Source organism: Pectobacterium quasiaquaticum, assembly GCF_014946775.2.
GTDB lineage: Bacteria > Pseudomonadota > Gammaproteobacteria > Enterobacterales > Enterobacteriaceae > Pectobacterium > Pectobacterium aquaticum.
Genome location: NZ_CP065177.1, coordinates 2,790,159 through 2,803,090 on the forward strand (window position 1 = coordinate 2,790,159; position 12,932 = coordinate 2,803,090).

11 protein-coding genes, 2 tRNA genes and 2 pseudogenes are annotated in these 12,932 nt (G+C 52.5%); 8 read left to right on the top strand and 7 right to left on the bottom strand.

What is annotated here, in order from left to right; genetic code table 11:
* Nucleotides 1–64: 64 nt before the first annotated feature.
* Both gsiB and IG609_RS12820 read right to left on the bottom strand, forming a co-directional pair.
* The gene (gene gsiB / locus IG609_RS12815) at nucleotides 65–1,609 is read right to left on the bottom strand and encodes a glutathione ABC transporter substrate-binding protein GsiB (RefSeq protein WP_180791321.1); all 1,545 of its coding nucleotides are present in this window, start codon (nucleotides 1,607–1,609) and stop codon (nucleotides 65–67) included.
* 25 nt (nucleotides 1,610–1,634) lie between these two features.
* Nucleotides 1,635–3,536 (bottom strand): dipeptide ABC transporter ATP-binding protein, encoded by a 1,902-nt coding sequence (locus IG609_RS12820; protein WP_193401126.1) that lies wholly within the window; start codon nucleotides 3,534–3,536, stop codon nucleotides 1,635–1,637.
* A gap of 600 nt (nucleotides 3,537–4,136) precedes the next feature.
* Here IG609_RS12820 and moeA point away from each other — a divergent pair.
* The 3 genes from moeA to IG609_RS12835 all read left to right on the top strand — a co-directional run bounded on the left by moeA (nucleotide 4,137) and on the right by IG609_RS12835 (nucleotide 6,833).
* Nucleotides 4,137–5,372, top strand: a complete 1,236-nt coding sequence (gene moeA, locus IG609_RS12825) for a molybdopterin molybdotransferase MoeA (protein ID WP_193401128.1) — start codon at nucleotides 4,137–4,139, stop codon at nucleotides 5,370–5,372.
* Nucleotides 5,373–5,374: 2 nt separating this feature from the next.
* The gene (moeB, locus tag IG609_RS12830) at nucleotides 5,375–6,133 is read left to right on the top strand and encodes a molybdopterin-synthase adenylyltransferase MoeB (protein ID WP_193399950.1); all 759 of its coding nucleotides are present in this window, start codon (nucleotides 5,375–5,377) and stop codon (nucleotides 6,131–6,133) included.
* Nucleotides 6,134–6,233: 100 nt separating this feature from the next.
* Nucleotides 6,234–6,833: a nitroreductase family protein gene (locus IG609_RS12835; RefSeq protein ID WP_193398864.1), complete on the top strand. Its 600-nt coding sequence runs from the start codon at nucleotides 6,234–6,236 to the stop codon at nucleotides 6,831–6,833.
* Between the two features lie 76 nt (nucleotides 6,834–6,909).
* Here the strand turns inward: IG609_RS12835 and IG609_RS12840 are convergent, their stop codons facing one another.
* Nucleotides 6,910–7,818 carry a lipid kinase gene (locus tag IG609_RS12840; RefSeq protein ID WP_193398865.1) on the bottom strand — a complete coding sequence of 303 codons (909 nt, stop codon included), beginning with the start codon at nucleotides 7,816–7,818 and terminating at the stop codon, nucleotides 6,910–6,912.
* 292 nt (nucleotides 7,819–8,110) lie between these two features.
* Between IG609_RS12840 and IG609_RS12845 the strand changes: the two genes are divergently transcribed.
* Nucleotides 8,111–9,586, top strand: a complete 1,476-nt coding sequence (locus IG609_RS12845; RefSeq protein WP_193398867.1) for a sensor domain-containing diguanylate cyclase — start codon at nucleotides 8,111–8,113, stop codon at nucleotides 9,584–9,586.
* Nucleotides 9,587–9,668: 82 nt separating this feature from the next.
* Here IG609_RS12845 and IG609_RS12850 read toward each other — a convergent pair whose 3' ends face one another.
* A complete protein-coding gene (locus tag IG609_RS12850; protein WP_010280855.1) occupies nucleotides 9,669–9,836 on the bottom strand; it encodes a YqaE/Pmp3 family membrane protein in 168 nt (55 codons plus the stop codon).
* A gap of 170 nt (nucleotides 9,837–10,006) precedes the next feature.
* The gene (locus IG609_RS12855) at nucleotides 10,007–10,486 is read right to left on the bottom strand and encodes a hypothetical protein (RefSeq protein ID WP_193398868.1); all 480 of its coding nucleotides are present in this window, start codon (nucleotides 10,484–10,486) and stop codon (nucleotides 10,007–10,009) included.
* A 242-nt stretch (nucleotides 10,487–10,728) separates the two neighbouring features.
* Here IG609_RS12855 and IG609_RS12860 point away from each other — a divergent pair, with 242 nt between their 5' ends.
* Entirely contained in the window at nucleotides 10,729–11,115 is a 387-nt protein-coding gene (locus IG609_RS12860) for a lysozyme inhibitor LprI family protein (protein ID WP_193398869.1), read from the top strand.
* A gap of 60 nt (nucleotides 11,116–11,175) precedes the next feature.
* Here the strand turns inward: IG609_RS12860 and IG609_RS12865 are convergent.
* Nucleotides 11,176–11,263: transfer RNA gene (locus tag IG609_RS12865), tRNA-OTHER, on the bottom strand.
* Between the two features lie 92 nt (nucleotides 11,264–11,355).
* On the opposite strand from IG609_RS12865, the gene mtfA reads away from it, so the two are divergent.
* The 3 genes and pseudogenes from mtfA to IG609_RS12880 form a co-directional block, all read left to right on the top strand.
* The gene (gene mtfA, locus IG609_RS12870) at nucleotides 11,356–12,153 is read left to right on the top strand and encodes a DgsA anti-repressor MtfA (RefSeq protein ID WP_193399952.1); all 798 of its coding nucleotides are present in this window, start codon (nucleotides 11,356–11,358) and stop codon (nucleotides 12,151–12,153) included.
* 110 nt (nucleotides 12,154–12,263) lie between these two features.
* Nucleotides 12,264–12,339: transfer RNA gene (locus tag IG609_RS12875), tRNA-Asn, on the top strand.
* Nucleotides 12,340–12,518: 179 nt separating this feature from the next.
* Nucleotides 12,519–12,734 (top strand): annotated as a pseudogene (locus tag IG609_RS12880) (Arm DNA-binding domain-containing protein); the annotation flags it as partial.
* On the opposite strand, the pseudogene IG609_RS12885 reads toward IG609_RS12880, so the two are convergent.
* Nucleotides 12,662–12,926 (bottom strand): annotated as a pseudogene (locus tag IG609_RS12885) (transposase); the annotation flags it as partial. The pseudogenes IG609_RS12880 and IG609_RS12885 sit on opposite strands and share 73 nt — an antisense overlap.
* Nucleotides 12,927–12,932: the final 6 nt, after the last annotated feature.

Consider the following 12,932-nt stretch of genomic DNA (forward strand, 5'->3'; position numbering starts at 1 on the left):
GTGTGTTGACCACTGCGGGCAGCCTCACGGCCACCCAACTCCCTGGTCATTCTTTTGCAGTGGATTACTCCGCGAGATCGGCATCCTCAAAACTGAATAAGGTATCCGGCATCACGTAGAACCCGGTCAGTTTTTTGCTGTTTGCCGACACCAGGCGCTCTGTCGCCAGGAAAATCCACGGCGCATCCGCCCAGATTTTGTCCTGTGCATCTTTGTACAGCTTCTGTTTTTCCGTCCGATCCGTCGTTTTCAGCGCATTCGCCAGATCCGCATCGACTTGCGGATTGCTGTAAAACGCCGTGTTGAACTGCGCGGGTGGCCAGGAAGCCGTGGCAAACAGCGGCGATAGCGCCCAGTCAGCTTCGCCCGTCGAGGCCGACCAGCCGGTGTAGAACAGGCGAACACCCGTTTCTTTCACACCCTTGCCTTCCACTTCCGCCGCCCGCTGCCCTGCATCCATCGCAGTCACCTGCACTTTCACGCCAACCTGTGCCAACTGTTGCTGCGTGAACTGCAAGACTTTCTGCGCCGTACTGTGGTTATGCGATGACCAGAGCGTAGTGGTGAAGCCGTCCGGGTAGCCCGCTTCTTTCAGCAGTTCGCGCGCTTTGGCCGGATCGTAAGGCCACGGGTGATATTTTACTGAATAATCAATGCTGCTCGGCAGTGGCCCTTCGGCTGGTGTCGCATAGCCGGAGAACGCCACTTTAATCAGCGCCTCTTTGTTGATCGCGTAGTTCAACGCCTCGCGCACTTTTGGGTTATCAAACGGCTTCTGCGTGACATTCATACTGATGTAGCGGTGCAGAATCGACGGCGACGCCACCAGCGCCAGCTTGTCATTTTTCTCCAGCACTTTGGCCTGCTCGAACGGTATCGGATAAGCAAACTGCGCTTCACCGGTTTGCAGCAGCGCCGCACGCGTATTGTTATCCACCACCGGACGCCAGGTAATGCTGTCCAGTTTAGGCAGCCCAGCCTTCCAGTAGCCGTTGAATTTCTCGACTTTTACAAAGTCGGTCTGATTCCAGGTCACAAAACGGTACGGACCGGTGCCGACCGGATGGAAACCAATGTCCTTGCCGTACTGCTTTAACGCTGCCGGCGAGATCATCACCGCCGCCGGATGCGCCAGATTGTTAACGAACGCCGAGAACGGCGTCTTCAGTGTAATTTTCACCGTCAGATCGTCAACCGCCTCGGTTTTTTCGATCATCTTGAACAGGTTATATCGCTTCAGGCGACTGTCGGGGTTACTGGCGCGATCCAGATTCACTTTCACGGCGGCGGCGTTGAACGCCGTTCCATCGTGAAATTTGACACCCGGATGCAGCTTGACGGTATACGTCAGACCATCGGGGCTCACGTCATAGCTGTCCGCCAAGACGTTCACCAGCTTCATCTCTTTATCGAAGCCAAAGAGCCCCTGATAGAAGGACTTCGCCACCGTCTGCGATAGCGAATCGTTGGCATCATACGGATCCAGACTGGTAAACGTGGAACCCACGGCGATAACCGCATCTTTGGCTGCCCAGACGGGTGAAGCCGCCATCGCAGCGGTTACGCCTGCGGCCACTAACCAGCGCCGCTTTATCGTCATTACGCTCATGTTACGTTCTCCTTGTGAATCCCTGTCAATACGCGCCAGCTATTGGATGGTGCGCAACAAAGTGCCGCTCACCGACCTGAACCAGAGGCGCCGTGATCGGCTCGTCGCCAAGCGCCCGAATCGGGCTGGGTATTTCATCAACCAGCAGCACCTGCTCACGCTGGCGGCGTGAGGGATCGGCAACCGGTATTGCCGACATCAGCTTGCGGGTATAAGGGTGCCGAGGGCGCTCGAATACATCTTGCCGCGAGCCAATCTCGACAATTTGCCCCATGTACATCACCGCCACGCGATGGCTAATACGCTCAACCACCGCCATATCATGTGAAATAAATAAAAACGCGATGCCGAATTCACGTTGCAGTTCCAGCATCAGGTTGATGATTTGTGCCTGAATCGACACGTCCAGCGCGGATACCGCTTCATCCGCAATCACCACTTTCGGGTTCAGCGCCAGCGCTCTGGCGATGCAAACGCGCTGACGCTGACCACCGGAAAATTCATGCGGATAGAGACGGGCGTGCTCCGGTTCCAGCCCTACGCGCGACAACAGCCACTCAACGCGCTTTTCCGCTTCCTGCCGACGGCAAATGTTGTGCACCAGCAGCGGTTCCATAATGGAGAAACCGACCGTCAGACGGGGATCCAGCGACGCATAGGGATCCTGAAAAATCAGCTGAATATCACGCCGCAGGTGCTGTAACGCCGCCCCTTTCAACTGATGGATTCGCTGACCATTAAAAGTAATCTCGCCCTTCTGGCTTTCAACTAGCTGGAGCAACGCACGGCTGGTGGTGGATTTGCCGCATCCCGATTCGCCGACCAGCGAAAGCGTTTCCCCCGGCCAGAGATCGAAGCTGACGTTTTCCACCGCATGCACTTGTCGGGTCACGCGGTTCAATAAACCACTGCGAATGGGAAAACGCGTCACCAGATTGCTCACCTGTAAGATCGGTTCTGACTGCGCGGGAACGGTATCCTGCGGGTTGTTGTCCGCAATACGCCCCGAGTGTTGATCCAGCAGCGGAAATTTTTCCGGGAACGGTTGGCCGCGCATAGACCCTAATGCCGGTACCGCCGCCAACAGCCCCTGCGTATACGGATGCTGCGGTGCAGTAAAGATCTGCCCAACGCTCCCCGCTTCGACGCTTTCCCCACGGTGCATAACCAGTACGCGCTCGGCCATTTCCGCCACCACGCCCATGTCATGGGTGATAAAAATCACGGCCATTTCCATTTCACGCTGTAGCACACGAATAAGCTGTAGAATTTGCGCCTGAATGGTGACATCCAGCGCGGTCGTCGGTTCATCGGCAATCAGCAGCGACGGCTTGCAGGAGAGCGCCATCGCAATCATCACCCGCTGGCGCATACCGCCAGAAAGCTGGTGGGGATAGCGATCCAGCACGTTGCGCGCTTCCGGTATTCTGACTAGATCCAGCATACGCAAGGTTTCTGCTCGCGCGGCGCGTCTGTCCATCCCCTGATGCAAACGAATCGACTCGGCAATCTGTTCGCCGACGGGAAAAACCGGATTCAGCGACGTCATCGGTTCCTGGAAAATCATCGCCAGATCGGCCCCACGCAATGCGCGCATCGCACGCTGACGGGCACCGCGGAGATCCAGCACCTGCCCATCGCGACGGCGAAATAGCATATCGCCCTGATGAATCACGCCGCCCGCATGTTCAACCAGCCGCATCAGCGCCAGCGACGTTACCGACTTACCCGATCCCGATTCTCCGACGATAGCCAGCGTCTCGCCCCGATCGACAGAGAACGTCAAATTACGCACCGCATCTGTCCGCTGCCCCTGCTGCTCAAAATAGACGCTCAGGTTGCGCACCTCCACCACCCGTTTTTCAGGCAAAATCAGCCCCGGAACAGGGGAAGACAGCGAGGCATAATGATCCTGTGTGGGCGACATGAACGGCGAATCTCCATATAAATACCGCTGGAATCAGCGCAACGCGGTCAGGGACAAATTATCAGCGATTTTCGACTATATTTAGCGCAAGGTATGATGTAAAGCGGAAACTGAAATCGGCACGGTGAAAAATTTCTTTTATAACATTAAGTTAATTGTCATAAAGACACGCCATCAGGGGCAATATGTCCTGCAAATCCGCCCACTTTTGCCCGAAATGGTTCGACTTGTGGGAAAAAAGTGACGCTTTCGCCCCCCGTCCTTGTCGTTTGATGCCCGACGAGTCATGCGCTATACCCTAAATAATTCGAGTTTCAGGCAGGCGGCAAGAGAAGGCATCCCGATGAGCTTACTCAAGTAAGTGATTCGGGTAACTAAGCGCAGCCAACGCACATGCAACTTGAAGTATGACGGGTATAAAAGCCCTATTCCTTGACCTGCGTACATTCACCCACGTTACGAACTCTGACATAATTAATACTGGCATAGGAAACGAGTTTTCGCCCATGAATGACGCGTTGCCGGAACACGATTCTTACTGATGAAATAAATCATATTAATGAAATCAGTCGTATTGATGAAACACACTGTGGAGTGAAGATGGAAAGCGTTAACGCAGGTTTACTGACTCTTGAACAAGCTCTGGAAAACATGTTTTCTCAGGTTCCTTCCCTTACCGAGACAGAGCGCGTATCCCTGTTCGACGCTGCAGGACGGATTACCGCCCTAGCCATCGCCTCCCCGATTAACGTCCCACCTTTCGCCAATTCCGCGATGGATGGCTATGCAGTACGCTGCGCCGATTTGTCCGCTTCAACAACGCTGCCGCTGGCGGGTAAAGCCTTCGCTGGCGCGCCCTTCACTGGCGACTGGCCTGCCGGAACCTGCATTCGCATCATGACTGGTGCGCCAATTCCCGCAGGAGCCGATACGGTGATCATGCAGGAAGAAGCTGAAGTCAGCGAGGACGGTATCCGCTTTCCCCATGAGGTAAAACCCGGCCAGAATATTCGTCTGGCAGGAGAAGATATTCAGGCGGGTGCCAGCGTGTTACCCGTAGGCACCAAGCTGGGCGTGGCGGAGCTGCCGCTGCTGGCATCACTGGGGATTGCGCAGATTGACGTGGTGCGCCGCCTGAAAGTCGCGGTGTTTTCAACCGGTGATGAGCTGCAACCCGTCGGCGAACCGCTGGCAGACGGCCAGATTTATGACACCAACCGTTTCGCCGTCCGTTTGATGCTGGAACAGCTAGGCTGTGAGGTACATGACCTGGGGATTATCCGCGACGATCCGGCAGCGTTACGCGCCGCTTTTCATGAAGCAGATAAGCTTGCCGATCTGGTGATTAGCAGCGGCGGCGTTTCCGTTGGCGAGGCGGATTACACCAAACAAATGCTGGATGAGCTGGGCGATATCCATTTCTGGAAGCTGGCAATCAAACCCGGTAAGCCCTTCGCTTTTGGCAAGCTGCAACATGCCTGGTTCTGCGGTCTGCCGGGGAATCCGGTTTCTGCTGCGCTGACGTTCTATCAACTGGTTCAGCCGCTGCTGGCTCGCCTGTCTGGCTATACGCAATGGCGCTTACCGCCACGGGTTCGCGTCAAAACCACCAGCGCACTGAAAAAGACGCCGGGGCGCACCGATTTCCAGCGTGGTATTTTCAGCCGCAACGCGCAGGGCGAGCTGGAAGTCAGAACCACTGGGCATCAAGGTTCGCACGTTTTCAGTTCGTTCAGCCTCGGTAACTGCTTCATCGTACTGGAGCAAGATCGCGGTCGCGTCGCCGCCGGCGAGTGGGTTGAAATCGAACCCTTCAACGCGCTGCTGGGGCACTGAGCATGTTGCCGGAGCTGAGCGATGAAGAGATGCTGCGCTACAACCGACAGATTGTGCTGCACGGCTTTGATTTCGACGGACAGGAAAAGCTGAAGGCGTCACGTCTGCTGATTGTCGGGCTCGGTGGGCTAGGCTGTGCCGCCGCACAGTATCTGGCCGCGGCGGGCGTCGGCCATTTAACACTGCTGGATTTTGACACCGTCTCTCTGTCTAACCTGCAACGTCAGGTTCTGCACCGTGATGCCCGTATCGGCATGGCGAAGGTCGAATCCGCGCGTCTGACGTTATCCGATATGAACCCCCACCTTTCGCTCGATACGGTTGATGGCGATCTCGATGACGAGGCGTTGAGCGAACTGGTCAGCCAACACGATGCCGTGCTGGACTGTACCGACAACGTTGCTATTCGCAACCGCCTAAACCGCATTGGCTTTCAGCTCAGGAAGCCGCTGATCTCTGGGGCGGCAATTCGGATGGAAGGCCAAATCAGCGTCTTTACCTATCAGCTCGAGGAACCTTGCTATCATTGTCTCAGCCGTCTGTTCGGTGCCAATGCGCTGACCTGCGTCGAGGCAGGCGTGATGTCGCCGCTGGTGGGCACCATCGGCAGTTTGCAGGCGATGGAAGCCATTAAGCTGCTGACCGGTTACGGCAGGCTGGCGACAGGCCGACTGCTGATGTTCGATGCGATGACGCTGCAATTTCGCGAAATGAGGCTGCCGAAAAACCCGTACTGCGACGTCTGCGGCGGAGCGGGCTGACAAAGGAAAGATTGGCATCCGGCACGATAAGCCATTGAATACGGCTAAAATCAGTGACACATTATCAAGGCAAATCATCACGTAAACTGAGGAACACACCATGAGTAATGCTTTTTTGCAGTCAATCAAGGCTCGTCGTTCAATCTATGCCATCGGCAATACGTTACCGATATCAGAAGATCAGGTTACCGCCCTCATTACCGAAGCCGTTAATGAAAGCCCCTCCTCTTTTAATTCACAAAGCTCACGCGTTGTGATTCTGTTCGGCGAGCAGCATCACAAACTGTGGGATATTGTTAAGCAGCAGTTGAAGAAAATTGTACCGGCGGACGCTTTTGCCCCGACAGAAAATAAACTGGCTTCCTTTGCCGCTGGCGCAGGTACCGTCCTGTTTTTTGAAGACACCGCCGTGATTGAAGCGCTACAGGAAAAATTCGCGCTTTATGCCGATAACTTCCCGGTCTGGTCTGAGCATTCAACCGGTATTGCTCAGTTTGCCGTGTGGTCTACGCTGGCGCAGGAAAAAATTGGCGCTTCGCTCCAGCACTACAATCCGCTGATTGACGATGATGTTAAATCACAGTGGAATCTGCCAGCCAGTTGGAAACTGCGTGCTCAAATGCCATTTGGCTCAATCGAGCAACCAGCCGGTGAGAAAACCTATATTTCCTTTGAAGAACGTTTCCGCGTATTTAAATAATCCGCTGACTCAGCCTTTATCAACAAACAGGGACACCGCACGGTGTCCCTGTTTGTTTTCGCCCTTATTTACGGCATCAACGCGGTGGCGCAAAAACCTGAATTGCCTTTTCTCTGATCCCGAATACCGCTGGCGTTTTGCCAATCAGCTCGCCGTCGGCATTGATATCGTGCGGCTTCGAGGTACTCAACGTCAGTTGTCTGGCAGAAAAGGCGCGGACTTTGCGCCAGCGACCGTGCGTTCCCTTGCGGATAAAGGGGATCAGTGCCACCATTTCCCACCAGTGAGACACCTCCAGGCTATACACATCCAACCGACCATCATCGGGCGCGGCACTGTCCGCTACCGCCATGCCGCCGCCGTAGAAACGCCCGTTTCCTACCGACACCTGCACGGTTCTCACCCGCTCTTTGATGCCATCGTGCTCAATCTCGACGCGGAAAGGACGACTTTGCTTCAAAAGCTTGAAGGCCGCCAGCGCATAGCCCAATGTGCCCCACCGTTTCTTGGATTTCGCCGACAGCCCGCGCGCCAGCGCTGCTGAAAACCCAATACTCGAGACGTTAAAGAACAGATGCCCGTTAACCTCACCCAAATCAACAACACGCCGCTGCCCGCTAGCGATAACCTGCACGGCCTGCCGAATCTCTCTGGGGATCCCCACCGTACGAGCAAAGTCATTCGCTGTCCCTAAGGGCAGCACGCCCAGCGGCAAGCCGGTATCCACCAGACCTGGCGCGGCTGAATTCAGCGTGCCATCGCCACCGCCGATAATGACAAAGTCCACCCGATCCGCATACGCACGTATCATATCACTGCATGAACCCGTCTCTTTTTCATCCGGTTCGACGATGCTGATCTGGCTTTGTTGCAATAATTCTTTCACATAGCGTGCTGAGGAATCACCGTTCCGCGCCTGTTTATTAATCAATAAAAGCGCTGTTGGGCCTGATTCCTTCGCTGCTGAATAATGGCTCATGGTCATCCACCCAACGTTATAGTTTGATTAAATCTAACCATAGGGATAATCAAACCGACAAGGGAGCTTTAACAAGCCCACAATAAAATACAAAACATTACGTTCCGGCAGCCTGCTGCTAATACTTCCACACCGGAACCACTATACTGAATCTCACAGACGAGCCATTTTTATCCAACGATACAACGTCCCCCATTTGGCGCTACAACGTAATTTCAGTAAAATATGAATTCTAATTTTTTAGGTGAAACAGTGACTTGCTCACCTATCTCATCAATGATTCTCTGGGGAGATTACTTTGCAGACTGGATTCATCAATAACGCCCGCTGGCTGGATAAAACACGCGCAATCATAATACTCGGCGCCATGCTGCTCACCGCCTTTCTGGTTATCAGTTTGACCAGCTATGAAGTGGCTAAAGAATCACTGGAAGAAGAGATTGAAGAAAATACCCTGCCGCTCACCAGTGATAATGTCTATTCTGAAATCCAGCAGGATTTGTTAAAACCTATCTTTATTTCCTCCCTAATGGCGCACGATACCTTTTTGCGCGACTGGGTACTAAAAAATGAAAGCGATCCGCAGGCCCTATTCCGCTATCTGAAGGAGATCGATCGCCGCTTCAACACCGTATTTTCTTTTTTCATCTCTGACAAAACGGGGCTTTATTACGATCAGCAACGCATCCTAAAAACTGTCTCGGAATCGTCCCCCGACGATCAATGGTATTTCCAGCACAAAGCGCTATCGGATAACATGCCCTACGTTGTCGATCTCCGCGTCGATCCTGAAGAACGCACGCGTCTGGACATCTTTATTAACCATAAAGTAATGGATTATGAAGACAATTTTATTGGCATTACCGGCGTGGGCATCCCAGTTGAGCGCGTTAAGCACCTGATTGAAAAATACGAACAGCGCTATAACCGGACAATCTATTTCATTGATAAAGAAGGCAACATTACGTTACACGGAGAACGCTACACGCGCACGCTGCAAATTCAAGCACAGCAAGGGCTGACTCGGATCGCGACCGCGATTTTGACTGCCCCTGGCGGCGCTTATGAATATGAGTCAAAAGGGGAACATATTTTCCTCAATACCCGTTTAATCCCTGAATTCGGCTGGTATTTGATGGTTGAGCAAACCAGTCACCCTAGTGAGAAACGGCTGTTCACCACGCTGCTTAAAAATCTGGGTATCAGCACATTCATCAGCATCCTCTTCCTGTTCCTGCTATGGTTGACGATTGGCGGATATCAACGCCGTCTGGAACAGATGGCGACGACCGATAAATTAACAAGTCTAATGAACCGTCAGGCATTTGATTATTTATTTCACCGTCTCAGTAAGAAAAATGCCTTACAGCACAAGCCACTCTCCATTATTCTGATTGATATTGACCACTTCAAAAAAATCAATGACAAGTACGGCCACAACGTTGGGGATCTGGTTTTAAAAGAGGTTTCCGCCATCCTATCGGCCAATACCCGCTCCAGCGATCAATCCTGCCGTTGGGGAGGAGAAGAGTTCGTCATTTTGCTCGACGATTGCGATCTCAACGCCGCACAACAGCGCGCCGAGGCCCTGCGTCAGAGTATTGAAACCACGCATCTTCCCTACCGTGAAGGAAGAATTCAGGTGACAGCCAGCTGCGGCATTGCTGAATATCGGGCGGGCGAAACGCTAAACATGCTGATTAACCGCGCCGATATCGCGCTCTATCAGGCAAAACAGCAAGGGCGTAATCAGGTGGTCGGTGCCGCGCAATAGCGCGGCATCAATAAAAAGGCAACGGGGAGCATTATGTCTCCCCGTTATTTCATCCTAAATCGTCAAACAGGCTTTTCAGCCACTAAATCCCATCATCTTTTGTCTGCACCCAAAACGCATGCACCAACCCAGGAAAATAGCCTAACAGCGTCAGAATAATATTCAGAATAAATGCCCCACCGATGCCTTTCCCCAGTAACACGCCCAACGGTGGCAAGAGAATAGTCAGTACAATACGCCAAAATCCCATATCAACCTCCGTAACGTGATGATTCCTTATGAAAGTAGTTCAGCACATGGGGTTTGTCAGTACGGGACGAGATGATTGAGAGTAATCTTTACTACACTCAGATCAGCATTAAATAATATCCTTTTGTCCCTATAGATAAATAAAGGCCAATTCACACTTGGCCTTTTTTATTACGCGAACATATTAACCTTTACGGCTTTATCCTGAAAACGAAGCAATGCATCAGCAGCGCGTTGCAGGCCTTCTGCGCTCGCCCTTTCATTACGCGATAGTGCGCCATCAATCCCTTCCTGAATTTTGGAGAACACGTTCATAGGCTGGTGCGATGAAACGGGTGCGGTGCCATCGTAAACGACTTTAGACAACGCGGTAGGGGCCATGAAACCCAACAATGATGACGATTCGTCGAGATCCATCTGTCCACTTTGGATCAGGCTATTTACGGCTTCGGTTAACGCTTGTGGCGTCATATTCGTGAAATCGTATTTCTTAACCTGAGTAGCGGAGGTGGCAGCGTTATTTGCACTCGTTTCCTGCGTTTTTTCAGCTAAAACAGCAGCAAACGAGGCTTGATTACCAACCTGAGCCGTTGAGTTAGCGATCGAAGCACGATGCGCAAAAAGGCCATTCTCTCCAGTCTCAATTTTCATATTCTTCCCTCCCAGTCGTTATGAACATGCAATGCATCCAAGCAAACGATATGTCAGCGCCTTCAGTATAGGATTCTCGATGAAAATGTCCCTATTTGATTGGAGGAATAGCGCCGTAAACTTCAACGTGCTCACATGTTCAGCGACATAAAAGCGCCCTCCTCGCTCAGTTTATGTGTACCTGAACGCATGGCTGGTATAATAAATACTCATACCTAGCGCCAACTTACAGAGGATCAATCATGAAAAAGCGAGCCATTGCTCTTTTTGCGCTACTGCCCATCACTCAAGCCGCCGCCACAGATTGTGGTAACGCCAACACGCAGATGGAGATGAGCCAGTGTGCGGCTAATGAATATAAAAAAGTGGATGGCGAGCTTAATCGGCTGTATCAGGATGTCGTAAAACGCCTGGTGATTGAAGAACACAAGGCGTTGCTCAAGTCAGCGCAGAGAAAATGGATCGCGTACCGCGACGCTGACTGTGAGTTTCAGGCCTTCCCGACAACTGGGGGATCGGTGCATGGCATGGTGTATTCCCAGTGCCTGACGCAGAAAACCGCCGAGCGCGTAGAAGAATTCAAAAGCATGCTACGTTGTGAAGAAGGGGATTTAAGCTGTCCGCTTTAAGCCACTGCCAAGTGTGGAAAGCATCACAGACTAAATGCGGGGTAAGTGTTTGAATAGCGGTGGAGAGACGGGGGGATTTGAACCCCCAGTAGCGTTGCCCGACTCCCGTTTTCGGGACGGGTTCGGTCAGTCGCTCCAGCATCTCTCCGTTAGCAGTTGCCATGATGCCTACTTTTACGGCATGTTAACAGCACCCGCCCTCGCCTTTAAATTCAAGTGACGACTGAACGAGCAATAACAATGATTAAATGGCCGTGGAAAAACACTCAACCTCAGGTGCAGACGCTTGAACACTGGCACGCTGCGATTTCCATCCCGCTTCTCGCACCTTTAAGCGACGAAGATCTCCAGCAACTGGTCGCCCTTGCCGATCAGTTTTTGAAGCAAAAGCGCCTGATTCCGTTGCAGGAGCTGGTGTTGACGGACATCATGCAGCAGCGCATCGCCCTGCTGTTTTCCCTGCCAGTGCTGTCGCTGGGAATGGATGCGCTGGATGGCTTCCATGAAGTTCTGATTTACCCCGGCCCGTTTATTGTTGAAGAAGAGTGGCAGGATGACATAGGGCTCGTGCATAAGGGGAAAATGGTGCAATCCGGCCAAAGCTGGGATCAGGGGCCGATTGTCCTCAACTGGCAGGAAGTGCAGGATTCCTTCGACCTCTCCGGTTTCAACCTCATCATTCATGAAGTCGCGCACAAGCTGGACATCCGCAGCAGCGGCGAAGCGACGGGCGTTCCCCTTATCCCTCTGCGTGAGATAGCTGCGTGGGAACAGCATCTGCACGGCGCGATGGATGCCATGCAGGAAGAAATCGATCTGGTGGGCGAAGATGCCGCCAGCATGGATCCCTACGCTGTCCACGATCCGGCAGAGTGCTTTGCGGTGCTGTCGGAATACTTCTTCAGCGCCCCCGAACTTCTTGACGCGCGTTTCCCCGATCTGTACCGCTGCTTCCAAAAGTTCTATCAGCAGGATCCACTCACCCGTCTAAAAAACTGGCAAAGCAGTACCCATTACCGTGCGCCATCCATTTACTAACCGATAAAAAAACAGCGAATTGTACACAGCCTAAACAGTCAGACGATAAAGCTGATTTTGCCGTTGACAGTACCGCGGGTGGCGGATATCATGCGCCCCGTTCACACGATTCCTCTGTAGTTCAGTCGGTAGAACGGCGGACTGTTAATCCGTATGTCACTGGTTCGAGTCCAGTCAGAGGAGCCAAATTAAAGAAAGCAGACGTTCACAGACGTCTGCTTTTTTGCTTTTAATCAATTGGTTATCCCCTTCTTCAGGTTCACCCTCGTTCACCCAAAAACACTCGAAGCCATACCCTTTTGCTGGTAAAAATACTGGTAAAGCTGGTTCGATTTCGTTTTTACCAGCAATCGGAGGGAACCGTCATGTCACTTACTGATACTAAAGTAAAAAATGCCAAACCATCAGAAAAGGTGGTTAAGCTCACTGACGGGTTCGGCCTCTACCTGCTGGTACATCCCAACGGCTCGAAATACTGGCAGTTAGGCTATCGCTTCGAAGGAAAACAGAAGGTGTTTTCGCAGTCACGTGGCGTGCTCAGTTCAATCTCACCGTCGTCGCATAACACGGTTTTAGACGAGTAACCATTTCGGGTATTAGAGCCTGATTTAGGGGCATTTTTCTCGTGCCCGAGATGCTCAGTGAGTTCAGCATTGAGCGCCGTTTCGACGGTTAACTTCGTCAGCATGCGGGAAAACGCATTTGAGATCGGCTTCGGTTTTAAGGCCTTTAGCTAATTCAGCAGCCAGTGCTTTGAGTTTCTTTTCGTCCATCGTTTA